Below are 25,309 nucleotides of genomic sequence, written 5' to 3' on the forward strand. Positions count from 1 at the left end.
GGCGCTGGCTTCGCTTTGGTAGAAGCCAACCTTGGTTGGCGCCGTTGATTGAGTGCACGTGGACACGCACGCGCCAACCGAGGTTGGCACCTACCAGGGCACACCCCGCACACGGTCACTGCTTTGGTGGAGGCCAACCAGCGCACAACCCGCGCACGGTCACTGCTTTGGTGGAGGCCAACCAGCGCACAACCCGCGCACGGTCACTGCTTTGGTAGAGGCCAACCTTGGTTGGCGCCGTTGATTCAGTGCACGCGGACACGTTCGTGCCAACCAAGGTTGGCACCTGCCGGAGCCTGCTCCGTCAGGGCTTCGGTGCGAACTGCAGGCGGGTCCACACGCCGTAGTGGTCCGAGGCCCAGCGTCCGCTGTCATCGGGCTGGTCGAACAGCAGCTTCGCCTCACGCGCGACCATCTCGTCCTGCTGGAAGAAGATGTGGTCGATCCGCGAAGGCGCCTGGTAATAGTGGCGGTTGAGCGTACTGACCCCGGACAGGTCGGTGTTGACGTGCACGCTGCCGTAGCTGTCGCCGTAGTGGCTGCGCAGCTCGCTCAGGTCGCCGGCATCCACCAGCGCATTGAAGTCGCCCGCGATCACCACCGGCGCACCGGCCGACGTCGTGGTGATGAAGCGCAGCAGGTCCTCGACCTGGGTGCGACGGATGCGCTGCCCACTCTCATCGCTGCGCTCGTTCAGATGCGTGGCGTAGACGTTCACCGGCATACCGTCGACGTCGATGCGCAGGTGAGCCACGGTGCGGTAGTCGTCCAACGGCAGCAGCAGATGATCCCCCTGGGCGAGGATCGGCCGCCGGGTCAGCAGCGCATTGCCGTAGCGCTTGGGTGCCCCGACCGGATCGGTGGACACGAACACGTACTTGTAGCCGAGTTGGCTGGCCAGCCATTGCGCCTGGTTTCGCACGTCGCGGCGCTGGATCACCTCCTGCAGGGCAACCGCATCCGGCTGCAGGCGCTTGAGCTCGGCCAGGATGGTGCGGCGCCGGCTCGGCCAGTCTTCGCGGTCATGATGCAGGTTGAAGGTGACCATGCTCATGCCCGCTGCGCTGGCAACGTCGGGCGCCGCGTTCGCGGCAGCCGGCTCGGCCGCCATCACCGCGCTCGGCACTGCCAATGCAATTGCCAGCCCCAGGGCACGCACCGACGTGCGCACCCCTGCCCCCTGTTGCTTCATCGTTACTGCCCCTTGCGTTCGGCTCGGCGCACTGCGCTCGGTACGTCGATCTCAACCCGCGCCGGCAGCTGGTGCACGTGCAGTTCCTTGTTGACCCACTCGGCTGCTTCGCCGTTGATACTCGCCTCGCCCGGATCACCGGCGTATGGCCACGGCAACACCACGCCTCCCACCGGTGGCACCAGGCCCGGCTGCACCTCCAGCACCAGCTGCTTGTCGCTGCGCTGCAGGCGGTAGTTGAGCTGGCCCTGCGGCGTACGCAGGCCTTGCACGGCGATGCCCTCGCCCTGCAGCCACGCGGTCGGTACGCCGGCGGCCAGCACCAGTGACTCGTCCATGTCGCGGTTGTAGGCGAACATGTCCAAGGCCGAGCGCACGAAGTCCGAGGCCACCCAGGCATGCGGCAGGTCACCGACGAAGAACGGCCTGCGCGGCGTGCGCGAAACTACTTCGGCCCACTGGTTCCAGGCCTGCGGTGCGCGGTCCTTGAAGAAGAACTCGGTGGCCTGCCAAGCGCGATCGCGCCAGCCCAGGCGCACGAACGCGGCCACGTTGCGCCACTCGTACGGGGTGTAGTCCTTCCACTCGCGCTTGCCGTCGCGACGGGCAACGAACTCGTTCCAGTAGCGTTCGAAGGTCGCCTCCAGCGCCTGCTGCGGCAACCTGCCCTGTTCGCCGCCCGGGGCCAGTGCGATGGTCGTCGACGTCGCGTCGAAGTCACCCAGCTCGGCCGAGCCCGGCAGGTAGTCGATGTTGTGCTGCTGCATCGCCGACAGCAGCGAGGCCTGCAGGTCATCACGGAACTGGTCACGCGATTCGGCGATCTGCATCGCCTCGACCTTGCCCAGCTGGGTCGCCAGCAGGGCCGCGTCCTTGTAGCCGCGCAGTGCCCAGAAGTTGTCCCAGTACGAGTGCATCGGCTTGGCCGAATAGCCTTCGTGGCTGATCGAGGCCGGCATCATGCCGTAGAAGGCCGGGTTGCGTGCGCGGTTCTCCTCAGTGCGCTCGCTGGCGCGCAGCTGCTCCATGTAGCCGTAGGCGCCCTGCACATGCGGCCACATCAGCTCGGTGAAAGTGCTGTCGCCGGTGTAGCGCCCGTACTCGGCGATGCTGTAGATCAACTCGCCATGGCTGTCGTTCTCCGGCACCGGGTCGCTGCCGCGGGCATCGACGCAGCACGGCACCTTGCCGTTCTCGAACTGATACGGCGCATACCAGTTGATGTAGTCGCGCACCGCATCACTGCGGCCCATGCGCAACAGGCCCTCGGAAATCATCGCGCCATCGCGGATCCAGCTGCGCGCATACGAACGCGTGCCCGGCTGCAGGCGTGGGCCGACGCGCGAGATCAGCATGTGCGCGACCGCGGTGCGCAGGGTATCCACCAGCGCCTGGCCCGCAGCCGGCACCTGCAGCGAGACCACGCCCAGCTTCTTGCGCCACTGCTCGGCCACCTGCGCCTGCGCCTTGGCCACGTCCAGCGCCTGCGGTGCCCAGCCACCGGTCTGTGGCAGCACCACCGCCACTTCACGGCTCTGGCCGGGCTCCAGCTTGATCGTGTACATCAGCGCACCCGACGCCATGCCGGTGCTGTCCTTCACCGCTGTGGTCGCCGGGTACGTGCCGCTTTCCAGATGCATCGCATCAAGCTTGCCGTCGAACGTACTGGCAAAGCGCGCGTCCGGCACCTGCAGCGGGTAGATGCGCGGCTCACCGTTGACCCGCACCAGCTGCTCACCCACGTCCAGTGCATCGATGCGGCTGAAACCACCGACGGTGTTGAGGAACTGGGTGGGCGGGTTGACCTGCCACGGGCGGATCGCCAGCGCCAGGGTGTACTCGTGCGCGACCTTGTCCGGATTGCTCAGGCGGTAGCGGCCGATCAGCTGCGCGCGCTCCGGCGTACCCTGCACGAAGCTGGTCACTGCCAGGCCGACCTTCTCATGCACCCAGTCGACGTTGGCGATCGGCAGGTAGTGATCCTGCAGCGACTGGGTGATGGCCACCTTCGACCAGTCCAGAAGCTTGCCATCGAGGCGGATGAACGGCTCGATGCTGAAGCTGCCCTTGGCCGGCTCCAGTGCGCCATCCTCGCTGATCAATGCCTGTTCCTGGCCACCATCAAGGCCGAGCAGGGTCCAGTACGGCTGCTCGCCCACATAGGCACGAGGCAGCGAGCCCCGTGGCAGGTCGGCGGCGACCGAGGACAGGAATGCGTTCGGGGTGGAAGCAAAGGCCAGCGGCTTGAGCGCGATGTCGCGGATGCCGTAGCGCCAGTTCGGGCCGTCCTGCAGATCGAAGCGCACGTAGCGCGCATCGGTGTCCGGCAGCGCCAGCCAGTCGCGGCCACCGGCACCACTGGTGACTTCGCGCACGGTGCGCCAGTCGCGGCCATCCTCGGAGGTGCGCACGGTGTAGCGGCGGGCTTCCAGGTTCGGCAGCCAGTCGATCACCGCACCACCGATCTCGCGGCTCTTGTGCAGGTCCAGGCTGATGGTCTGCTGCTTGACGCCACCGCTGATCCAGAACGTATCGCTCTTGCCGTCGATCATGCGGTCCTGCAGCGCGGTGGCGGTATCGGCGATCACCGACGGCACCAGCGCCGAGTCATCCTGGACTGGCAGGCCCTGCAGGGTCAGCTTGTCGAAGCACACCGTGCCGCGGCCGCCGACCTTGCTGTAGATCGTGAACTCGACCGCAGCGCTGCGTGCCATCTCCTTCTCGGGAGACGGCCCCCACGCCTTGTCGATCTGGCGACGGCGATACTCGACCGGCGTCCACGCCTTGGGGAAACTGTAGCCGGGACGATTGACCCACCAGACGTTGTCGCCGCTGGCATCGATCAGCTTGAACTGCAGGTCGTTGCCCGGTGAATCACCGCGCAGCTGGAAACCGAAACGGTAATTGACCGGGTAGTCGATGTTCAGCGCGCGGCGGATGCCGACGTAACCGGAGACATCGTGGAAGTCATAGTCCAGGCACAGCGCGCGGCCACCACCGGCGCCGCTGACCGGTCGCAGCGATCCGCTGACCTGGTCGGACAGCACCAGCTTCCAGGCTGCGATGTCGTCGAAGTCGTCCAGCACCTTCGGTGCCGGCAGCGCCGGTGGTGCGGCGATCGCCAGGGAGGTCCACAACAGGCCCAGTCCAACGGCGATCGCTCGCTTCATCCTTTGACGCTCCCCAGCAACAGACCTTGGATGTAGTACCGCTGCAGCACCAGGAACAGCGCCAGCACCGGAACCACGGTGACCACCGCGCCGGCCATCATCATTTCCACGTCCATGATGTGCTCGCGCGAGAGGGTGGCCAGCGCCACCGGCAAAGTGTAGTGCTCCTGGTCGGTCAACACGATCAACGGCCACATGAAATCGTTCCATGCGCCCATGAAGGTGAAGATCGCCAGGGTCACCAGCACCGGCTTGAGCATCGGCAGCACGATCTGGAAGAAGATCCGCAGCTCCCCTGCCCCGTCGATGCGGGCCGCTTCCAGCAGTTCGTCAGGAATGGAACGCGCGTACTGGCGCACCAGGAAGATGCCGAACACGCTGGCCAGCGCCGGCACGATCACGCCGCCGAAACTGTTGACCAGACCGAGCTGTTTCATCAACAGGAACAGCGGCAGCATCGCCACCTGGGCCGGAATCACCAGCGCCGCCATCAGCACCTGGAACAGGCGCTCGCGGCCGACGAAGTTCAGCTTGGCGAAGGCATAGCCGGCCATGGTGTTGAGCAGCAGCGAACCCAGGGTGATGCCGACCGACACCAGCAGGCTGTTGGCGAAGTTGCCGCCCATGCCGGTGCGCGCGAACAACTCATGGTAGTTGCGCGTGGTGATGCTGGACGGCAGCAGCGGCGGCGGGAAATGGGTCGCCTCGCCCTGTGGCATGAACGAAACCGAGAGCATCCACAGCAGCGGTGCCAGGCTGACCAGGGCCAGCACCAGCAACGCACCATTGATCAACCACGGGTACCAGCGCGACTGGCCGATTTCACGACTCATACCAACTGCCTCTTGCGGCCGAAACGCAGCATCACGGTGGTCACCGCCAGGATGATCAGGAACAGCAGAAACGCCACCGCGGAGGCGCGTCCCAGGTTCCACCACTTGAAGCCTTCCTCGAACATGAAATACAGCACGCTGACGGTGCTCTGCAGTGGGTCGCCGCGGGTCATCACATACGGTTCGGCGAACAGCTGGAAGTAGCCGGACACGGTGATCACGCCGACCACCAGCAGCACCGGGCCGAGCATCGGCAGGGTGATGTGCAGGAACTGCTTCCAGCGCGAGGCACCGTCGATGCGGGCGGCCTCGTACAGGTCATGCGGGATGGCCTGCAGGCCGGCCAGGAAGATCACCATGTTGTAGCCGAAGTTCTTCCATACTGCGAACAGCATGATGGTCGGCATCGCCCAGTTGGGATCACCCAGCCAGTCGATCGGGCTGATGCCCAGGTGGCCCAGGCCGTAGTTCACCAGGCCGTAGCTGGTATGGAACAGGTAGCGCCAGATCACCGCCACTGCCACCAGTGTGGTCACCACCGGCGCGAACAGCGCGGTGCGGAACAGCGCCTTGAAACGCGCGGCAGGTGCATTCAGCAGCATCGCTGCGCCCAGCGACACGCCGATCGACAACGGCACGCCGATCAACACGAAGTAGGTGGTGTTCCACAGCGACTTCCAGAACATCGGCGTCTGCAGCAGATCGATGTAGTTGCCGAGGCCGACGAAGCGCAGGTTGCTGCTGTCGGCCAAGGCATACAGGTCGAAATCGGTCACGCTCAGCGCCAGCGCCGAGGCGACCGGCAGGCCGAAGAACATGCCCAGCACGATCAGCGAGGGACCGGCGAAAACCCAGCCGGCAAGCGAGGTACGTTTCATTGCGCGCTCCCGGCGGCCACGGCACTGCTCGATTGCGGCGACGGCACGCGCTGCTGCAGGCGTTGTTGTTCATGCATCCAGCGGCGCTTGGCCAGCACCTTGTCCACGCGCTGGTCCAGCTCTTCCACGGCCTTGTCCTGCGCCAGGCCACCACGCACCACCTTCTCGGTGACGATGCGCATTTCCTGCACGATGCGCTCCCACTCAAGCACCTTCGGTGTCGGCTTGACCCGCTCCAGCTGGTCACGGAACGCAGCGGCCAGCGGATCGTTGGCCAGCGACGGCGCGTTCCAGGTACTGCGGCGCGGCGGCAGGTCGCCGATGATCGAATGGAAGCGCGCCTGGATTTCGGGTCGCGACAGGAACTCGATCAGCTTCCACGACGCCTCCTTCTGCTGCGACTTGCGGAAGATCACCAGGCTGGTACCACCGGCAATACCGGCGCCCGGGCCGTCCGGACCCGGCAGCGCGGCCGTACCCCACTGCCCTTCCAGTTCCTTCGGCTGCAGCTTCTTGAACTCACGGATGTTCCACGGGCCGGAAATGTAGAACACGTTGAAGCCGCGGAAGAACTCATCCCAGACGTTGGAGATCTGCGTCTCGGACATCTTCGGCGCCCAGCCCTGCTCGAACATGTTGGCGTAGAAGGCCAGCGTGCGACGGAAGCCCGGGCTGGCGAAATTGCCGCGGGTGTCGTCGTCGCGCAGCAACGGATCAGGCTGCTGCAGTGCCAGCGAAAGCTGCTGCTCGAACTCGTTGATCGGCATCAGCACCGCATAGCGGTTCGGGCCCTGCATGCGCTTGATCGCCGCCATCTGCTCGTCCCACTCCTGCCAGGTGCGCGGCGGGTGGTCGTAGCCGGCCTTGGCCAGCAGGTCCTTGCGGTAGTAGATCAGGCGGGTATCGACATACCACGGCACGCCTACCAGTTCGCCGTGGATCACATTGGTATCCCAGATGCCCTGGAAATAGTCCTTCGGGTCGACCACGGACGAACGCTGCACGAACGGCTGCAGCGGCGTCAGCGCGTCCAGTTCGGCGAACTCCGGCACCCAGGTGTTGCCCAGCTGGCACACGTCCGGCAGGCCGTCCGCGGCGAACGCGGTCAGCAGCTTCTCGTGCGCGGCGGTCCACGGAATGTTCTGCACATCCACCTTGATGCCCGGATTCTCGGCCTCGAATTCATGGATCAGCTCGCTGACCACCTCGGCTTCGCGGCCCATCGCCCAGAAGCGCACGGTGGTGGTGCCCGGTTCGGTACGGGCGCAGCCGGCCACGGCCAACACGGCCAGGGCAGGCAGCGCCCAGCGGCGCAGGCGGTCGATCCAGTTCGGCATCGGGTTACTTGCCCTGGCCTGTATTGCGGTTGGCATTGTTCTTCTGTTCCTGCGCGGCAGCCGCGCGTGATTCGGCGATACCCACCGCGCGTGCCGCCGCGGCCTTTTCGTCTTTCTGCAGTTCCAGCGGCTGGAACGAACCTTCCGGTGCCAGCCAGCCACCGCTGAACCCGGCCCGTTCCAGGCCCTTGCGGATGTACGGGTTCTTCTTCATCACTTCCCAGACGAAGTCATCGCGGTAGTTGGCGATCATGGTCAGGATCGGGCCTTGGTCGATGGCGATGTAATCGCTGGCGACCCAGCCGCGATCCGGCACCAGGCGACCGGTCTTGATCGGGATGTCGTAGTTGAAGCTGGGGTTGAACGAATCCAGGAAACCGTAGCTGGAATAGATGTAGTCGCCGTAGCGCTTGTGCATTTCCAGCGTGGCCGGGATCACCTGCTCAGGTGCGAACACCACCGAGGCGATCGCGGCGGTGGGGGCAATGGTGCCGTCATCGAAGTTCTCGCGCAGGCCGGCGCCGCGCGAGGAGTAGTGGCGGAACTGGCGCTGCTCGCCGCGGTACTCCTGGGTGGTGTTCTGCGGGCCGTCGCTGGCGGTCAGGCCCCATACGTTCTCGCCATAGTCCTTCCACTGCATCGGGTTGGCGATGGCGTACTCGCGCTGGGCCAGCGCAGCCGAGCGGCTGTTGAGGAAGTAGGTGCTGCCGCGCTCGCGCATGTACGCGTCCTGGATATCGCGGAAGTCGATCCAGACATGGCTGTACTGGTGGCCGAACAGCGGGCCGAAGGACAGGTATTCCTGGCCCTGGTAGACGCCCCAGTCGTTGTCGTAGGTGCGCGTCCACACCGTCCACGCATCCGGGCTGACCGGGTGCGTCGGCGACCCCAGGGCGAGGATGTAGACCATCATCGCCTCGTTGTAGCCCATCCAGTCGTGGTCGATGAAGCCGCTCTCCGGGAACCAGCCCATCGAGATCAGCGGCGCACGCTGCTGCAGCCACGGCCAGTCGACCTTCTTGTACAACGTGTCGGCGATCTGGCGGATCTCCTTCTCGCGCGGATCGTCACCGTCGTAGTACGACTGCGCGAACAGCACGCCCATCATCAGCAGCGCGGTATCCACCGAGGACAGTTCAACCCAGCTGTCGTAGCGACGCCCTTCCTGCATGTCCAGGAAGTGGTAGTAGAAACCCTTGTAGCCGGCCTTGCCGGTGCGCTGCGGGCCCATCGGCACGTCGCGGAAGAACTTCAGCGTGGTCAGGGTGCGGTCGATCGCCTGGTTGCGGCTGACCCAGCCGTTCTCGATGCCGATCGGATAGGCGGTCAGCGCGAAGCCGACCGAGGCGATGCTGGCGAACGGCCGCGACGGATAGCGGTCCGGGGTCAGGCCGTTGATCTCGTTGGTGGTATCCCAGAAGAACTGGAAGGTACGGCGCTCGATGTCATCGAACAACGGCGGCAGCACCGGCTTCATCGGCCGCGGCGGTGCGTCGGCCTCGATCAGGATCACCGGCGGCCGCGGCTTGGCAGGTTCCTGCTGGGCCGGCTGGCAGGCGGCCACGGCCAGGCTCAACGCTGCGGCGGACAACAGATGGCGTGCCTGCATGGCGCGATTTCTCCGGTGGTCTGATCGATGGGAAAGCATACCGTCCAATGATCTGAAATCGTTTACAAGATGCGTTCTGAAAAAACCACGAAAAACGTGGTTTGACACCGCGATCATTGCCCATGCCGCTGCCGCCTGGCCGGCAGCGGCATGGGCAATGGACCGGCACGGGGCCGGCCATTGCCTTTTTTCTTCCTGCCGATGCCGCCGGCGGAGCGGCGGCATCGGGGTATTGCTTCAGGCGGATCCGCTTAGAAGCGGAAGCCCACTTCGGCCTTCACCTGACGCGGGGTACCGATCACATCGCCGGTCTCGTTGTAGCTCACCAGCAGCTTGCCATCGCTCTTCACGTAGTTCAGGTTCGAGAAGTTGTCGAAGTTGAGCACGTTGATGATGTCGATACGCGCATACAGCTCGGTATCGCCGGCCAGCTTGAAGGTCTTGGTCGCCTGCAGGTCCAGCGAGCGGTAGCCGAAGATCTTGCCACCGAGCAGGAAGCGGCCATTGCCACCCGGAGTACCCGCGGCCGGAGTCGGCAGGCAGTTGGCAGTGCCAGCCTGCGCGATGCAGGACCAGTCATTGCCCGGGGTAGGCGTGGCCAGGGTCAGCTTGCCACCAAAGGTGATGCCCCAGAAGCCGTCATACGAGCCGGTGACCACCAGGCGATGGCGCGGCGCGCCGTTGGACTTGATGGTCGGGTACTCACCGATGGTGCCGCGATCGAACGAGTAATGCTCGTTGATGTTTCGGTTGTGACGCGCGTTGGTCCAGGTATAGGCGATCGAGGTGCCCCAACCGCTTTCCTTGCTGTACGGCTTCTGCGCCGACAGCAGCACCTGGGTGGAACGGGTCTTGATGCCCTGCTGGCCGATGATCAGGCTGCCGAAGCCCGGAATGTTGCAGTTCCACGGCTGGCCGTAGGTCGGCTCCTTGGCACCACACAGCATCTGGTTATCGAAGAAGTTGCCGTTGTTGAAGCGGTTGCCCAGGGTGAAGGCGAACCCATCATAGGTCAGCGTGCGAGAAATCGTCGCGTCGGTCAGCCACTCACCGAACTGGTTGCTCATGCCCAGGCTGAACTGGTCGGCGTACGGCACCTTCATGTTGTTGTTCAGCAGATCGACTTCCATGCCTTCATTGCTGGTGGAACCCAGCAGTGCCTGCACGTTCTCGATGCCGTTCATCAGGTTCGGGTTCCAGTCAAAGCACGGAGTCTGGCCGTACATGCAGTTGCCGGTGGCCGGGTTGCGGAAGTAAACGGTCGGCTGCGGCAGTGCCAGCTTGGTGGTTTCCAGTGCCAGGTTGTCGAACAGGTCGCGGTCATAGGAACGGCCGGCGCCACCATGGAACACGTGCCGTTCGTCGGCATTGACGTCATACGAGAAGCCCAGGCGCGGCTGCCAGGCGTTCTTGAAGTTCTTGCGGTTGTGGCCGGTGCTGATGTAGTCGTTGACGTTCAGCCCGCTGAGCGCCAGCGTCTGCGCATAGGTCTGGGACACGCCCGCCGGCGCGTTCGGATCCTGCGAGAACAGCGCCTTCACTACCTCCGGCGGGGTCACGAAATCGGTGTAGACCGGGTTCTTTTCGTAGTCCCAGCGCAGGCCGATGTTCAGCTGCAGGTGATCGTTGACCTGCCAGTCATCCTGGATGAACAGGCCAATCTGCTTGACCTTGGCACGCACCTCGGACTGCACGCCGGTGACGCCGGTGCTGGCCTTGGTGAACTGCGCCTTATACGGCGTGCTCGAGGGGAACGCCGGGTTGTCGATGGTGTAGGAGAACTGAGGGTTGATCTGCGCCGCGTCGGAAGCGTACAGGTCGATCTGCTTGTACTTGGCGCCCATCTTGATGGTGTGGTCACCCGCCCACTGCAGGCCGTCCAGGGTCAGGTTGTCCTCGATCGCCCAGCCCTTCTGGCCCTTCACCTGCGAGGCGAAGGCATCAGCCGCGCCAACCTGGACGAGTGTCTTCTCCTGCGGGCGGTTGGCGTCCGAGTCGCCGAAATCCGGTGCGGTGTAGATGATGCCGTTGCCCATGGTCAACGGCAGCGGATTGTTGAAGGCCTCCTCGTGGGTCACCATCAACTCGTTGTAGAAACGCTCACCGCTGTGGTTCCAGCGCAGCGCATAACGGCGGTCGGTGTTGTCCACGACCTTGCCGTGTACCTTCGCGGTCTGGCCACTGAACTGCTGCTGGGTTTCGTCGCGGTCCTGGAAGGTCAGTTCGATGCGATCGTTGTCAGTCGGCTCGAAGTCGATCTTGGCGAAGATCAGGTCCTGCTGGAACGGCTGGCTGGCCGGGCCGAGACCTGCGAGACCATCGGCGGGCAGATTGGCGGCCGACGGAGTGACGGCACCGTCCGGCGCGATGGTCACCGGCAGATCGAAGCGCTTGGCTTCGTAGGTGACGAAGAAATGGGCCTTGTCCTTGATGATCGGGCCACCCAGCGCGAAGCCGTATTCCTTCTCGGCCGAGTCTTCCTTGCTCTTGCCCGGCTGGCGTTCGGCCGGGGTCATCGCACGCATGCTTTCGTTGGTATAACGGTAGAAGGTCTCACCCTTGAACTCGTTGGTACCCGACTTGGTCGCAGCCGTGATCGCGGCGCTGGACACCTGGCCGTACTCGGCCTTGTAGTTGCCGGTGATGACCTTGTACTCACCGATGGCCAGCTGCGGGAACGGGTTGCCCGCACTGCCGGACTGGCCGGAGATGCCGCCACCCTTCACGTAGCTCTTCTGGCCCACACCATCGATATAGACGTTGGTGCCGTCGGAGTTGGTGGCACCGCCACGCAGCGAGGTGTTGCCCTTGGCATCGCGGGTGAAGATCATGCCCGGCACCGCGTCGGCGAACTCCAGGAAGTTGCGCGAGACCTGCGGCGTGGTCTGGATCTGCTGCAGGCTGACGGTCTTGCCGACTTCGGACGTGCGCACTTCCTGCAGCAGGGTCGGTGCGACAACGTTGACGGTGTCCAGGTTGGTGGCCGCGGTCGAACCCGGGGTGCTGCTGGCGGCACCGGCGAAGTTCAGGGTAGCAGTCGAGGCCACAGTGACGGTGACCTTCTGCGACTGGCCGTTGGCGACCACGTCATAGGTGCCCGGGTCCAGGCCCATCAGCGAGTAGCTGCCATCGGCACGGACGGTGCCGCGACGGACGGTGCCTGTGGCCAGGTTGGTGGCGGTCACTTCGGCGCCGGCCTGGGCGCCGGAAACCTGGCCGCGCAGGCTGGCATTGGCCGACTGCGCCATGACGTTCGGAGCGGCGGCCAGCATCAGGCAGCTGACCAGTGCGGTGCTCAGCAGCCGGCGCGCCGGCGTGCGGAAGGTGGTGTGCATCATCAACTCAATCTCCGGGTGGCGGTAACCGCTCGCGCGGTCCCTGCGATCAATCAAAAAAGAAGGAACGCCTCTGGCTTCAATGGCCCGATGGCGGAGTGGTGGAATCGCGAACTATCAAGCGGGGAACCAGGGTCTGCTTGTCCCCTGTCCCGTCCGTGGAGGTGCCGTCCATCAACTGCAGCAGGCGCGTCATGGCCCGGTCGCCGAGCTCGGCGATGCTGACCTGCATGGTGGTCAGCGACGGGTGGACGAAACGCGCCAGTGGAATGTCATCGAAACCCGCCAGGGCGACATCGGTCGGAACACGGACACCGGCCTGCGTGAATGCATACAGGCATCCCAGGGCCATCATGTCGTTGGCGGCGAACACGGCATCAGGCAGCGCTCCGGCTGCCAGCAACTCCTGACCGGCGCGATGGCCGGAAGCTTCGTCGAAATCACCGGGCAGCTCGATGCCCTCGGCGCCACCGCCAAAAGCCGCCAGCGCGTCACGGAAGCCGCGCAGGCGCTCGCGCGCGTCGAAGTTGAGATCCGGGCCAGAAATGAAAGCGATGCGACGGTGGCCGGCGTCAAGCAGATGGCGGGTCATCGCCATCGCACCGGCATGGTCGTCGATGCTCAGCACCGGGTGGTCCTGCCCGGGCAGATAGGTGTTGATCAACACCGTCGGCAACGACTGCGGCAGGTTGTCGGTCAGGAAACCGGGGCTCTCGGCATAGGGCGAGAGCACCAGCAGGCCGTCGACGCGGCCGCGCATGGCGCGCAGGGCCGCGCCCTGCTGCTCCTGGTCACCGTGGTAGCTGGACACCAGCAGGTGCTGGCGACGGCTACGGGCGACATTGTCGATGCCACGCATCAGTTCGGAGAAGAATTCGCCGTACAGGTCAGGCAGTACCACGCCCACCGTATTGGTGCGGCGGCTGCTCAGGCTGCGGGCGGCGGCGTGCGGGGTGTAACGCAGCCGTGCGGCCACCTCCAGCACAAGCTGGCGGACCGGTTCGGCGACATTTTCATGCCCGTTGAGCGCGCGGGAAACCGTGGCCACGGAGACCCGGGCTTCGCGAGCGACGTCTTTGATTGTGATAGCTGCCTTGTTCACGAAGCCGCCCTCCACGGCTTGGACCTACCAGCATTGGCGCGGAATGTAAGCGTTTCCATCTGGGCTTGTAAACAGTCCGTTAGGCGAATGTCCCGAAATGGACATGGAAATCTGTCTGCAGCGAGCCCCCGCAGGGACCCGCCAGGACAGCGTGGGACAAGGGCTCAGCCCTGTTCTGACGGGGTCTGCGCGCGGATGGACAACGCGTGGATATCGGTCTCCATCATCGTCCCCAGCGCGGCGTACACCGCGCGATGCCGGGCCAGCGGGCCCAGTCCGGCGAAGCGTTCACTGACCACATGTACGTTGAAATGGCCGCGGCCATCGCGCGCACCGGCATGGCCGGCGTGGCGATGGCTGTCGTCCTCGATCTCGAGCACGCTCGGCGCCAGCGCATGCTGCAGCGCATCACGCATTCGCGAGATCCGTTCCGCGTTCACGGCAACACCTTCCGGAACGGTCGCACCTGCACGCGGGTGTAGACGCCGGCGGCCACGTACGGGTCGGCGTCGGCCCAGGCCTGGGCCTGCAGCAGCGACTCGAACTGCGCGATCACCACCGAGCCGCTGAAACCGGCCGGGCCGGGGTCTTCACTGTCCACCGCCGGGCAGGGGCCGGCCAGCAGCAGGCGTCCCTCGTCGCGCAGCGCGTGCAACCGCGCCAGGTGTTCCGGCCGCGCCTGCAGCCGCTGCGCCAGCACATCCTGGCCGTCATACCCTTCGATCACATACCACACCGGCATTTCCTCGCTTGCGTTGTCGGGTCCGCAGATTCTAGCCAATGCGGCCCCTGCCCCGGCCCGGCTGGACACTGGCGCAACAAAGGCTTACCCTAGACTCCATTGCACGTGGCTGGATGCAGCAGCCCGTCGGTTTTTGCGGCCAACGCAGCCCCCGACGACCGTCCCGCTGCTTCAAACCGGACCACCTGGCCGGGCCACGTAGACGACCTCCCCGTAGTTCCGTCGCTGCCGTTTCCTGCGGCGCGTCCTGCTGTTTGATATGTGTGGAATCGCGCCGATCCCGGCGTGTCTGGTGCCCTGGGGCTCCGTGGCGTTGGCCCGGCGAACCCGGTGCCGCGACTGGTCCGTTGCAATCCTGATGTCCATTAGATGACTTCCGAACTCGCGCTCGACGCGAACCCGCCAACCCGGCCGCCCGCCCCCCAGCAGCAGGAAATGCCGCTGGCCGTGGTGCATGGGCAACCGGTCCTGCAGATTCCGCAGGACCTGTACATTCCGCCGGACGCGCTGGAAGTCATCCTGGATGCCTTCGAAGGCCCGCTGGACCTGCTGCTGTACCTGATCCGCCGCCAGAACCTGGATGTCCTGGACATTCCCGTCGCCGAGATCACCCGGCAGTATGTGGAATACATCACCGTGATGCGCGAGCTGCGCTTCGAGCTGGCCGCCGAGTACCTGGTGATGGCCGCGATCCTGGCCGAGGTGAAGTCGCGCATGCTGCTGCCGCGCCCGGTCAGCGAGGAAGGCGATGAGGCCGACCCGCGCGCCGAGCTGGTGCGCCGGCTGCAGGAATACGAACGTTTCAAGCAGGCCGCCGAGGACATCGACGCCCTGCCCCGCCAGGACCGCGACACCAGCCTGGCCCATGCCTTCATGCCCGAACGCGCTACGGTGAAACTGCCGCCGCCGGTGGACCTGAAGGAGATGCTGCTGGCGCTGCACGACGTGCTCAAGCGCGCCGAGCTGTTCAGCGGCCACGCCATCAAGCGTGAGGCACTGAGCGTGCGGCAACGCATGGGCGAAGTGCTGGGACGCCTGGAAGATGGCAAGTTCTATCGTTTTGAAGGCTTGTTCACGGCCGAAGAAGGCAAGCTGGGCGTGCTGGTCACGTTCCTGGCGGTGCTGGAACTGGCCAAGGAACAGCTGCTGGACATCGTCCAGGAAGAACCGCTGGCGCCGATCTACGTGAAATCGCTGGCCGCCGGCAACACCAACGCCCCGCTGCAGTTCAGCAGCGAGTTCGACGACAACGACGCCGCCAATGCAGACGAGTGAGCGCTGACTGCCGATGGATCAATTGCTGATCAACCGCATTGTCGAAGGTGCGCTGCTGGCCTCCAGCCAGCCGCTCACCCTGGCCCAGCTGAAGGACCTGTTCCCGGAAGAGGAACCGGCACCGCCGGGCAGCATCGAACGCGCACTGGAACGCCTGCGCGAAGCCTGCGAAGGCCGCGGCGTGGAACTGGTCGAGGTCGCCTCCGGCTTCCGCTACCAGGTCACCGGCGAAGTGCATGGCTGGATCAGCCGGCTGTGGACCGAACGCAAGACCCGTTACACCCGCGCCACCCTGGAAACCCTGGCGCTGATCGCCTACCGGCAGCCGATCACCCGCGGCGAGATCGAGCAGGTGCGCGGCGTGGCGGTCAGCAGCAACATCATCCAGGCGCTGGAAGAACGCGAGTGGATCCGCGTGGTCGGCCACCGCGACGTACCCGGCAAGCCGGCGCTGTTCGGCACCACCAAGGGCTTTCTGGATTATTTCGGCCTGAAGCGATTGGATGAGCTGCCGCCACTGTCGGAACTGAAGGACCTGGGCGAGCTGGAACCCCAGCTGTCCCTGGACCGCGATGCACCGGCAACGGCAAGCGCCGACGGTCCTGACATCTCGGCCGGCGACGAAGGCGCTGCCGCGAACGATGATGCCGGCCTGGCCGGCAGTGACACCCCCGATTCCGCCGACGCAGCCCCTGCGCCGGCTTCCGATGAGCAAGCACCTTCGCCCCTCGATGATGGGCACCCCGATTCCGCGCCGGGCGAGCGCGCGGTGCCAGTGAACGAACGCGAAGACAACGCCGTCGCGATGACGACCGTGGCTGTTGACCAAGCCGATTCCGAACCAGAGGCCGACCCCGAAACCGTCGGCCGGAGCAAAACTGATGAGTGACACCCCTCGCAAGCTGTCGTTGAACAAGCTCTCGCTCAAGCGCGAAGCCACCTCCGAACAGTTCAAGTTGGAAGAACGCCTGCACAAGGTGCTGGCACAGGCCGGCCTTGGCTCGCGCCGCGCGCTGGAACAGCGCATTGCCGAAGGCCTGGTCAAGGTCAACGGTGAAGTCGCGCAGACCGGCATGTCGGTCAAGAGCGGCGACAAGATCGAACTGGATGGCCGTGGCTTCGTCGCCACCGCCCTGGCCGAGCCGTCGCGCGTGCTGGTCTACAACAAGCCGGAAGGCGAAGTGACCACCCGCGATGATCCGGAAGGCCGCCCGACCGTGTTCGAATCGCTGCCGCCGCTGAAGGGCGCGCGCTGGATCGCGATCGGCCGCCTCGACATCAACACCACCGGCCTGCTGCTGGCCACCACCGACGGTGAACTGGCCAACGCCATGATGCACCCGTCGTTCGAGGTCGAGCGCGAATACGTGGTGCGCGTGCGCGCGCCGGAAGGCGAGGAAAAGGTCTCCGACGCCATCGTCGACCGCCTCACCCGTGGCGTCGCGCTGGAAGACGGTCCGGCCAAGTTCGACGAGATCGAACGCATCGGCGGCACCGACTCGCACGACTGGTTCCGCGTCGTGGTGAAGGAAGGCCGCAACCGCGAAGTGCGTCGCCTGTGGGAGTCGCAGGGCTGCCAGGTCAGCCGCCTGAAGCGCACCCGCTACGGCAAGGTGAGCCTGCCGCGCGAACTGGCCCGTGGCCATTCAGTGGAACTGGGCACCGCGCAGGTTGAAGCCCTGCGCGCGCAGCTGAAGCTGGAAGAAGGCGCACCGTCGGCACTGACCCTGCAGCCGGTGATCGGCCAGCGCCGCGCCGCCAAGACCACCGTGCGCGTGCGCGAAGGTGGCCGCGGCAACGCCTACGTCAACGGCCACAACACCGCCGACGAAGGTCGCGAGCTGCGTCGCTTCGACAACGTGCGCGAAGACCGCGGCCGTGGTCGCGGCGGCAAGGGCGGCGGCTTCAAGGGCGGCCTGACGGTCAGCGGCGAAGCGGCAGCCAAGCAGTCGCAGAAGCCGTTCAAGCAGCGTGCCCAGAAGAACGACCGTTCGCTGCCGGAAGGCAATCCGGCCGCGTTCCGCACCTGGTACGTGCCGGATGGCGTGAGCACCGGCCCGAGCGGACATCGCAATGCCGGTCCGGGCGCACGTGGCCCGGGTGCCCGTGGTCCGGGCGCAGGCGGCCAGGGCCGTCCGTACGGCAAGCCGAAGGGTCCGGGTGCTGGCGCCGGTGGCGGCCAGGGCCGTGGCGGCTTCGGCGGTGAAGGCCGTGGCGGCGCAGGCGGCCAAGGTCGTCCGGCCGGCGCGGGCAACCGCTCGCAGGGCCAGGGCAACAAGCACCCGTACGGCCATCCGGGCAATGCCCCGAGCTTCCCGTCCGACCACGCCACCCCGGGCTTCAACCCGTATGGCAGCCCGAAGCCGGCGCAGGGCGCCCGTCCGGGCGGTCGCGGTCCGGGCGGTGGCAACAACCGTGGCCCGGGCGGTAACCGTGGTCCCGGTGGTCCGGGTGGCAACCGAGGCCCGGGCGGCCCCGGTGGCAACCGCGGTCCGGGCGGCCCGCGCCGCAGCGGCCCGCGCGGCGGCTGATCAGCGATCCGACTGAAATGAAAAACCCCAGCTCCGGCCGGGGTTTTTCTTTAAAAAGGGGACGGAGGGGATTAAGTCGTTTTTGCCACGGCGTGTGTCGAAGGGGCGAAAGCGACTTAATCCCCTCCGTCCCCTTTTGCGTGGCGCTGGAACGCGGCGGGTGTGGTGCCGGTCATGCTGCGGAAGAAGGCGATGAACGGGCTCTCGGCGGAGAAGCCGGTGTCCTGCGCCACATGCGCGACGCGATGGCCGAGCAGCAGCAGCTCCATGGCCCGCATCAGGCGCCATTGCTGGCGCCAGGCCTGGTAGCTCATGCCGGTATCACGCTGCATTAGCCGGCCAACGGTACGCACGCTCAGGTCCACACGCGCGGCCAATTCGCCCAGTTCGGGCGGCAACTGTTCGGCCAGCGGCAGACAACGTGCGATCCGCGGATCACGCGGCAGAGGCAGGTCCATCGGCGCCACCGGTGCAGCGACGATTTCCAGCACGCACAACGCCAGTTGATGGTGTGCGCGCGGCGACTGCCAGTCATGGTCGAACGGTGCCTGCGCGATCGGCTCCAGCAAGGCCTGCAGCAGCGGACCCACGCCGATGATGGCCGGCTGGCGGGGCAGCTGGGCCGACAGGGTGGCGTCGAAGTACAACGAACGGTAGTCGACCGCCTGGCGCATCTGCGCGCGATGGCGCAGCCCACCCGGAATCCACGCTGCGCGCGCGGGCGGCAGCAGGCTGACGCGATCACCATAGGTCAGGCGCGTACAGCCCTGCCGGGTGTACAGCAGCTGCGCGCGCGCATGCTGGTGCCAACCCGAGTCGTGATCCGCCAATGAGGCCGCGATACCCAGCACCGGAGCGCCCCAGGCATCGGCGTCGAAGTGTGCATCCGGCTGCAACCAGGCCATGTCTTATTTCATGTATTCGATGACAGGATATACAGAGTGCGCCATTGCGGACGCGACCACAATGCGCGGCCCTGTTCCTGGAGCGCCCGCATGTCGCGCCGCCTGTTGCTGCTCACCATTGCACTGCTGATGTTTCCGCAGTTGGCACAGACCCTGTACAGCCCGGCCCTGGCCGATCTGGCCGAACGCTTCGCCCTGCCGCCGAGTGCCGCCAGCCAGGCCATGAGCCTGTACCTGTTCGGCTTCGCTGCAGGCGTGCTGCTGTGGGGGCGCCTGGCCGATCGTATCGGTCGTCGCCCTGCCCTTCTCTGTGGCCTCGGCGTTTTCGCAGCGGGCGCATTGGGCGGGCTGGTGGCTGGCAGCTTCGGCCACGTGCTGCTGGCCCAGGCGTTGGCCGCAATCGGCGCCGCCGCCGCTTCGGTGGTGACCCAGACCGTGCTGCGCGACCATCTGCAGGGGCCAGCGTTGGCCCAGGCATTCTCCTGGATCGGCATGGCCCTGGCCCTGAGCCCGGCCATCGGTCTTGCACTGGGCACGCTGCTGGTCGCCGCCAATGGCTATCTCGGCGTACAGTCCGGCCTGCTGCTGATAGCTGTCCTGCTGGCAGTCGCATGCCTGGCTGGCCTGCGCGAAAGCCGCCCTGCACATATCCCGCACACGCCCATGCTGCCGCTGCTGCGGGAACTGCTGCACGATCGCTGGATCTGGTCACACGCGTTGCTGGTGATGGCCTTCAACGTGGCGATGTACAGCTGGTATGCACTCGGCCCCTTCCTGTTTGCGCGCCTGCACTGGCCAGCCACCTGGTTCGGCGCCAGCGGCGCGGTGCTGGCATTGGGCTCGGCACTGGGCGCGTGGGGCAATGGCCGCCTGCTGCGTGCAGGCGTTGCCGCAACCACGCGCATCCGCATCGCCGCAGGCCTGGTTCTGACGGGAGGCCTGCTGGCCGCGCTGCTGCATGATCACCCTGCCCTGGTCGCGGCGATGGTGCCGGTGGTGACTGGCTTCGGCCTTGCCATTCCCAATGTGCTCGGCCAGGCCCTGCGCGGCTATCCACACTGTCTCGGCAGCGCAGGCGCGCTGTTCGGCCTGCTTTACTACCTGTTGATCGGCGCGGCAATGGCGTTGGTCGGTGCAGTGCAGCTGCTGGCACCGACCCTCATCGTGTGTGGCCTGCTGGCCTTGTGGCTGCAGCGGGATCGGTCAGTCGACGGCGGAAGGCCTGGCTGCCGATCGTAACGATGAAAGACTCGCTCCTGCTGCCACGCGGGCAGCAGTGGCCCCGAGGTCCCTGCCCCGGGGCCTGGATCAGAGAACAGCGGGTTACTGCACGTTGATCACTTCGTCCATCGGCGCGAGGAAGTTGCCAGGACTGTTGCGCGACGCTGAGATCACATAGGTCCCGGGTGTTGCGATGGTCGCGGTGCAATGGCGGATGGGCGTGGTGTTGCCACCGTCGTAATTGTCATTGGTACGGCACAGGAACTGACCATTGGCATAGACCGAGAAATTACTCGTTCCATCCACCTGGCCGCCGCCTGTGATGTAGATTTCCGACGGCGAGCCAGCCACACGCGGCAGGGTGCCGATCTCGAATCTGGCCGTCACCGGATGCGGCAACAGGCTAGGACACGGCACAACGAGTCCGCTGTCAGACAGGCAGACCTCGGCGTGGGCGATGGCGGGCGTGGCGATGAGGGCCACGAGCAGCACGGACGTTCTGAACTCCATTCCAGCGTCTCCAATGATCCCAGCAGAATCGCTGGGACGTCCCTGTTAGGCATTGCGGGGTTACTGCAGGGTCAAGGAAACGTAAATGCATGAGCGCCCACAGCATCGGATGGCCGCAGGATCCCCTGTGGGCGGCGCGTTTCACGCCTCCACTGCCGTTGGAACCCATCCCTGACCGATGACCTCATGTCGATGCAGGATGCTCACCGTCGCGCGGCACTTTTCCGGCGCGGATCGACGCTCACACCGCATGTTAGGAATTGCTGCAAACACAAGGCATTGTGCGCCACGCCCGGAATTCACATCAGGGCGCTGGCTATCGTGCGCGCTCTCCCACACCAGGCAGATGCCCATGATCACCATTACCGCCGAACAGGCCCGCGCCAACGCCGATGCCGCCAAGCGCCCGATCGAACTGTTCTACCGCGACCTCGACAACGCCATCCAGATCGGCTCGGAGAATGGCCGCCGCTATCTCGTGTTCGGCTTCAGCCAGGTGATGGCCAGCGAGCAGCTCGTCGAAGACGTGACCGCACAACTGCTCAAGAATGGTTTCGGTGTCGAACGGTTGTTGAGCGATTCCGAACAGCACTACATCCGCATCAGCTGGGGATCTGCCGAGCCGTCGCGCCTCAGCGCCGGCTGAGGGTGAACGCGGTGCCGTCCACGCCCAGGTCCCAGCCCTTGCCGGTACCGGACAGGGCCAGCGAGATGTCGCCCTTGGTCATCACCTGCGCGTTGCTGGACTTCACCGCACCGGCGTGCGCACCCACCGAGGCGTAAGTACCCAGTAGTTCGTTGACGCTGACCGCGCCGGTGAAGCTGCCACGCCCGTTGGTGATCTTCGACTTGCCCACGGTCAGGCCGCCGCCCTTCATCTGGATGCGCACCGGCATGCTGGCGCCGTTGCTGCAGGTGACCGTGCCATTGCCGGAGGCGGTCTTGTAGATCAGCGACCAGCCGGACAGGTTGTAGCGCAGCTGGCAATCGAGGTTGCCGGCGGCGTGCGCGGCCGGGGCCAGGGATGCGGCGGACAGGGCCAGCAGCAGGGCGAAGGACGTGTTCATGGCAGGACTTCCAGTTCGGTCGGACTGGCGGCGAATCTAGCAGCGCGCGCGTGCACGTTGAATGCAGGCGCGCGTGCTGGTGCGGCGGCGTTCAGGCCATCGCTCAGGCCTGCTCCTCCAGGTGGAAGGCATCGGCATCAAGCATCGCCGGGAAGCGCGCACGGTGTGCGGCCAGCGCCTCGGCCGAGATGGTGGTGGTGACCACCTGTTCGCGCTCGCGGATTTCCACCTGTGGCTGGCCGAGGAAGTCGATCACCGCGCTGTCACCGGCGTAATGCAGCTGGTTGCCATCGACGCCGACACGGTTCACCGCGGCAACGAAGCACAGATTCTCGATCGCACGTGCACGCAGCAGTGTCTTCCACGCATAGGCACGTGCCGACGGCCAGTTGGCGACGAAGATCTGCAGGTCGAAATCCAGCTGCTGTGGACGTTCAACGTTGTAGCGGTTGCGGCAGAACACCGGGAAACGCAGGTCGTAGCAGACCTGCGGATTGATCCGCCAGCCCTTCCATTCCACGCTCAGGCGCTCGCGACCGGCCGCATAGCGCTCGTGCTCGCCGCCATAGCGGAACAAGTGGCGCTTGTCGTAGTACTGCAGCTCGCCGTCGGGCGTGGCGAACAGCAGGCGGTTGTAGACGCCCTCGCCCTCGCGCAGCTGCACGCTGCCGATGACCGCCGCGTTCAAGGCCTTGGCCTGCTCGCGCACCCAGGCCACGGTCGGGCCGTCCATGCCTTCGGCCTGGGCGATGGCGTCGTTGGAGAAGCCACTGGTGAAGGTCTCCGGCAGGATCACCAGGTCGGTGGTGCCCGCCAGCGGTGCCAGCAGCGCGCCGTAGTACTCACGGTTGCCCGCCGGGTCATGCCAGCGGGTGTCGCCCTGGACGAGGGAAATGCGCAGGTCCTGCATGTTCACGCCTCCGCTCAGAGCAGGCGCAGGCGTTCGATCGCCGCGTCCATCGTTGCTTCATTCTTGGCGAAGCACAGGCGCACCAGGCGCTGGCCGGCCGGCGGGTTCTCGTAGAACGGCGACAGCGGAATGGCAGTGACGCCCTTCTCGATGGTCAGCCACTTCACGAACTCATGGTCCGGCAGGTCGCTGATGGCCGAGTAGTCGACCAGCTGGAAGTAACCGCCCGGCACCGGCAGCGCCTTCAGCCGGGTGCTGGCCAGCTGTTCGCGGAAGCGATCGCGCTTGGCCTGGTAGAACGCACCCAGCTCCAGGTGGTGTTCGGGCTCATCGCGGATCATCGCGGCGAAGCCGTACTGCGCCGGGCCGAAGCTGGTGAAGGTGTTGTACTGGTGCACCTTGCGGAACTCGGCGGTCAGCGCCGGCGGGGCGATCGCATAGCCGATCTTCCAGCCAGTGCAGTGGTAGGTCTTGCCGAAACTGGAGATGACGAACGCGCGCTCGCGCAGTTCCGGGTAGCGCAGCGCCGACTCGTGGCGGCGACCGTCATAGATGATGTGTTCGTACACCTCATCGGAGATCAGATAGATCTGCGTGCCGCGCAGCAGCTCGGTCAGCGCCTGCATGTCCTGCGCCGACAGCATCGCACCGGACGGATTGTGCGGGGTGTTGACGATCAGCATGCGGGTACGCGGGGTGATCGCCGCACGCACGCGGTCCCAGTCGACGGCGAAGGTCTGCGGATCCAGCGACACATGCACGGCCTTGGCGCCGGCCAGATCGATCGCCGGTTCATAGCAGTCATACGCCGGGTCGAGCACGATCACTTCCTCGCCCGCACGCACCACAGCGTGAATAGCGTTGAAGATGGCCTCGGTGCCGCCGCTGGTGACAGTGATCTCGCTGTCCGCATCCACCTGCGCGCCGTAGCAGTCCAGCGCCTTCTGCGCGATGGCCTGGCGCAGCGGCGCCACGCCCGTCATCGGCGGGTACTGGTTCAGCCCGGCGGCCATCGCCCTGGCAGTCTCGTCGACCAGGCGCTGCGGCGCCGAAAAGTCCGGGAAACCCTGGCCCAGGTTGACCGCGCCGTGTTCGGCAGCGAGCTGGGACATCACGGTGAAGATCGTGGTACCGACCTTGGGCAGCTTGGTGTTGGGTTGCATCGGCCTGGGGATATGGGGAGACAGGCCCCTGAGTTTACGCAATCCCTGCTTCGGTAGTGCCGGCCGCTGGCCGGCAACCCGGGACTATCTGCGACGCTTGGTCGCGCCTGCCGGCCAGCGGCCGGCACTACCGTATGCATTCACCGCTACAATTGCCGCCGCACTCCGGCATGAAGACCCTGCCCCTTGAACACCCCTGCATTGCTGGCCGCCAGCGGCCTGAGCTTTTCCCGCAATGACGAGCCGGTGTTCGGCCCGCTGGACTTCCATGTGGACGCCGGCGAAGCCCTGCTGGTGCAGGGCGGCAATGGCGCCGGCAAGACCACCCTGCTGCGCGTGCTGGCGGGCCTGGCCCGGCCTGGTGCCGGGCAGGTGCAGATCGATGGCAGGCCGGCCGGCAATGCCGAGCGCGCGCGTTACGTCGCCTACCTCAGCCACCTGCCCGCATTGAAGCCCGATCTGGACACGCTGGAGAACCTGCATTTCCTGTGCGGCCTGCACGGCCGTCGCGCACGGCAGATGCCGGGCAACGCGCTGGCCATCGTCGGCCTGGCCGGTTATGAGGACACTCTCGTTCGGCATCTGTCCGCCGGACAGAAGCGGCGGCTGGCACTGGCACGCATCTGGCTGTCACCGGCGCCGTTGTGGCTCCTCGACGAACCCTATGCCAACCTCGACCTGGAGGGCATCACCCTGGTCAACCGGATGATTTCCGCGCATCTGCGTGCCGGCGGCGCTGCACTGGTCACCACCCACGGCGCCTATGCCGCACCACCGGTGCGTACCCGCCAGCTCGACCTCGGCGGTACCGCATGATCGCGCCAGGCACCGAACCGGGCCTGTGGCAGACCGCAGCGGCCCTGCTCAAGCGCGACCTGCGCCTGCTCTGGCGCCGCCGCGGCGATGCGCTGCAGCCGCTGCTGTTCGCGGTACTGGTGGTGGTGCTGTTCGCGCTCGCCCAGGGCCGCGAACCGCAACTACTGGCCGCCACCGCCGGCGCGGTGCTGTGGCTGGCCGTGCTGCTGGCCGGCCAGCTGTCACTGGATTCACTGTTCCGCTCCGATGCCGAAGACGGCTCGCTGGAGCAATGGCTGCTGGCGCCGGTGCCGCTGGCCTGGCTGGTGCTGGTGCGCGTGCTGCTGCACTGGGCCACCACTGCGCTGCCGCTGATCGTGGTCAGCCCGTTGCTGGCCGAAATGCTGCATCTGCCGCATGACCAGCTGCCGATGTTGCTGGCATCGTTGCTGCTGGGAACACCGTTGCTGAGCCTGATCGGTGGCGTGGTCGCTGCACTGACCGTAGGCATCCGGCGCTCTGGTATTCTCGTGGCGTTGCTGTCGTTGCCGCTGTACGTGCCGGTGCTGGTGTTCGGTGCAGGCAGCCTGGCAGCGGCGGGACGCGGACAGGATCCGGTCGGTGCGCTGCTGATGCTGGGCGCCGGTCTGCTGGTCGCGCTGGTGCTGGCGCCGTTGGCCACCGCCGCTGCAATACGTATTTCTCTGAGTTGACCGAGCTGAGAGCCAATCCAC

The 25,309-nt window shown here is 65.9% G+C and carries 22 protein-coding genes; 7 read left to right on the plus strand and 15 right to left on the minus strand.

The features are described from left to right. Nucleotides 1-304 precede the first annotated feature (304 nt). The 10 genes from ACZK2R_RS15140 to ACZK2R_RS15185 form a co-directional block, all read right to left on the minus strand. Nucleotides 305-1,192 (minus strand): endonuclease/exonuclease/phosphatase family protein, encoded by an 888-nt coding sequence (locus tag ACZK2R_RS15140; protein WP_125894421.1) that lies wholly within the window; start codon nt 1,190-1,192, stop codon nt 305-307. A 2-nt stretch (nt 1,193-1,194) separates the two neighbouring features. Beyond that, nucleotides 1,195-4,362, minus strand: coding sequence for a discoidin domain-containing protein (locus ACZK2R_RS15145; protein WP_125894423.1), 3,168 nt, complete (start codon nt 4,360-4,362; stop codon nt 1,195-1,197). Further along, nucleotides 4,359-5,195, minus strand: a complete 837-nt coding sequence (locus ACZK2R_RS15150; RefSeq protein WP_006378064.1) for a carbohydrate ABC transporter permease — start codon at nt 5,193-5,195, stop codon at nt 4,359-4,361. The genes ACZK2R_RS15145 and ACZK2R_RS15150 overlap by 4 nt, the downstream gene beginning before the upstream one ends. Then, nucleotides 5,192-6,073, minus strand: coding sequence for a carbohydrate ABC transporter permease (locus tag ACZK2R_RS15155; RefSeq protein ID WP_032129770.1), 882 nt, complete (start codon nt 6,071-6,073; stop codon nt 5,192-5,194). Before ACZK2R_RS15155 ends, ACZK2R_RS15150 begins: the two co-directional genes overlap by 4 nt. Beyond that, complete coding sequence (locus ACZK2R_RS15160) at nt 6,070-7,410, minus strand: sugar ABC transporter substrate-binding protein (protein ID WP_032129771.1); 1,341 nt, start codon at nt 7,408-7,410, stop codon at nt 6,070-6,072. The genes ACZK2R_RS15155 and ACZK2R_RS15160 overlap by 4 nt, the downstream gene beginning before the upstream one ends. Nucleotides 7,411-7,414: 4 nt before the next feature. Further along, the gene (locus ACZK2R_RS15165) at nt 7,415-9,019 is read right to left on the minus strand and encodes a glucoamylase family protein (RefSeq protein ID WP_032129772.1); all 1,605 of its coding nucleotides are present in this window, start codon (nt 9,017-9,019) and stop codon (nt 7,415-7,417) included. Nucleotides 9,020-9,270: 251 nt separating this feature from the next. After that, on the minus strand, nt 9,271-12,357 hold the full coding sequence (locus ACZK2R_RS15170) for a TonB-dependent receptor (RefSeq protein WP_049401101.1): 3,087 nt from the start codon (nt 12,355-12,357) through the stop codon (nt 9,271-9,273). Between the two features lie 76 nt (nt 12,358-12,433). Next, nucleotides 12,434-13,471 (minus strand): LacI family DNA-binding transcriptional regulator, encoded by a 1,038-nt coding sequence (locus tag ACZK2R_RS15175; protein ID WP_032129774.1) that lies wholly within the window; start codon nt 13,469-13,471, stop codon nt 12,434-12,436. 149 nt (nt 13,472-13,620) lie between these two features. Beyond that, nucleotides 13,621-13,896 (minus strand): BolA family protein, encoded by a 276-nt coding sequence (locus tag ACZK2R_RS15180; protein ID WP_434060509.1) that lies wholly within the window; start codon nt 13,894-13,896, stop codon nt 13,621-13,623. Continuing rightward, on the minus strand, nt 13,893-14,192 hold the full coding sequence (locus ACZK2R_RS15185) for a YciI family protein (protein ID WP_032129789.1): 300 nt from the start codon (nt 14,190-14,192) through the stop codon (nt 13,893-13,895). The genes ACZK2R_RS15180 and ACZK2R_RS15185 overlap by 4 nt, the downstream gene beginning before the upstream one ends. A gap of 375 nt (nt 14,193-14,567) precedes the next feature. Between ACZK2R_RS15185 and ACZK2R_RS15190 the strand changes: the two genes are divergently transcribed. From ACZK2R_RS15190 to ACZK2R_RS15200, 3 genes are read left to right on the plus strand one after another with little or no spacing between them, the layout of a single operon-like run. Next, nucleotides 14,568-15,473: a segregation and condensation protein A gene (locus ACZK2R_RS15190; RefSeq protein WP_006456456.1), complete on the plus strand. Its 906-nt coding sequence runs from the start codon at nt 14,568-14,570 to the stop codon at nt 15,471-15,473. A gap of 13 nt (nt 15,474-15,486) precedes the next feature. Next, the gene (gene scpB / locus ACZK2R_RS15195; RefSeq protein WP_125894427.1) at nt 15,487-16,362 is read left to right on the plus strand and encodes an SMC-Scp complex subunit ScpB; all 876 of its coding nucleotides are present in this window, start codon (nt 15,487-15,489) and stop codon (nt 16,360-16,362) included. Further along, complete coding sequence (locus ACZK2R_RS15200; protein ID WP_049401107.1) at nt 16,355-18,004, plus strand: pseudouridine synthase; 1,650 nt, start codon at nt 16,355-16,357, stop codon at nt 18,002-18,004. The genes scpB and ACZK2R_RS15200 overlap by 8 nt, the downstream gene beginning before the upstream one ends. 116 nt (nt 18,005-18,120) lie before the next feature. Here the strand turns inward: ACZK2R_RS15200 and ACZK2R_RS15205 are convergent, their stop codons facing one another. After that, complete coding sequence (locus ACZK2R_RS15205; protein ID WP_125894429.1) at nt 18,121-18,909, minus strand: AraC family transcriptional regulator; 789 nt, start codon at nt 18,907-18,909, stop codon at nt 18,121-18,123. Nucleotides 18,910-18,999: 90 nt separating this feature from the next. Here ACZK2R_RS15205 and ACZK2R_RS15210 point away from each other — a divergent pair, with 90 nt between their 5' ends. Next, nucleotides 19,000-20,148 (plus strand): MFS transporter, encoded by a 1,149-nt coding sequence (locus tag ACZK2R_RS15210; protein ID WP_180836682.1) that lies wholly within the window; start codon nt 19,000-19,002, stop codon nt 20,146-20,148. 84 nt (nt 20,149-20,232) lie between these two features. Here the strand turns inward: ACZK2R_RS15210 and ACZK2R_RS15215 are convergent, their stop codons facing one another. Beyond that, nucleotides 20,233-20,640: a hypothetical protein gene (locus ACZK2R_RS15215; RefSeq protein ID WP_010486702.1), complete on the minus strand. Its 408-nt coding sequence runs from the start codon at nt 20,638-20,640 to the stop codon at nt 20,233-20,235. Nucleotides 20,641-20,992: 352 nt separating this feature from the next. Here ACZK2R_RS15215 and ACZK2R_RS15220 point away from each other — a divergent pair, with 352 nt between their 5' ends. Next, complete coding sequence (locus tag ACZK2R_RS15220) at nt 20,993-21,286, plus strand: hypothetical protein (RefSeq protein ID WP_049401115.1); 294 nt, start codon at nt 20,993-20,995, stop codon at nt 21,284-21,286. On the opposite strand, the gene ACZK2R_RS15225 is transcribed toward ACZK2R_RS15220, so the two are convergent. From ACZK2R_RS15225 to ACZK2R_RS15235, 3 genes are all read right to left on the minus strand, one after another. Next, nucleotides 21,273-21,707, minus strand: coding sequence for a hypothetical protein (locus tag ACZK2R_RS15225; RefSeq protein ID WP_071229733.1), 435 nt, complete (start codon nt 21,705-21,707; stop codon nt 21,273-21,275). The genes ACZK2R_RS15220 and ACZK2R_RS15225 overlap by 14 nt on opposite strands. Nucleotides 21,708-21,810: 103 nt before the next feature. Beyond that, nucleotides 21,811-22,617, minus strand: coding sequence for an amidohydrolase (locus ACZK2R_RS15230; protein WP_180836681.1), 807 nt, complete (start codon nt 22,615-22,617; stop codon nt 21,811-21,813). A gap of 14 nt (nt 22,618-22,631) precedes the next feature. After that, nucleotides 22,632-23,780 carry a pyridoxal phosphate-dependent aminotransferase gene (locus ACZK2R_RS15235; RefSeq protein ID WP_125894437.1) on the minus strand — a complete coding sequence of 383 codons (1,149 nt, stop codon included), beginning with the start codon at nt 23,778-23,780 and terminating at the stop codon, nt 22,632-22,634. Between the two features lie 186 nt (nt 23,781-23,966). On the opposite strand from ACZK2R_RS15235, the gene ccmA reads away from it, so the two are divergent. Then, a complete protein-coding gene (ccmA, locus tag ACZK2R_RS15240; protein WP_032129784.1) occupies nt 23,967-24,596 on the plus strand; it encodes a heme ABC exporter ATP-binding protein CcmA in 630 nt (209 codons plus the stop codon). Continuing rightward, nucleotides 24,593-25,288 carry a heme exporter protein CcmB gene (ccmB, locus tag ACZK2R_RS15245; protein ID WP_032129785.1) on the plus strand — a complete coding sequence of 232 codons (696 nt, stop codon included), beginning with the start codon at nt 24,593-24,595 and terminating at the stop codon, nt 25,286-25,288. Before ccmA ends, ccmB begins: the two co-directional genes overlap by 4 nt. Nucleotides 25,289-25,309 lie beyond the last annotated feature (21 nt).

The organism is Stenotrophomonas sp. 96582_Sma (assembly GCF_056480905.1).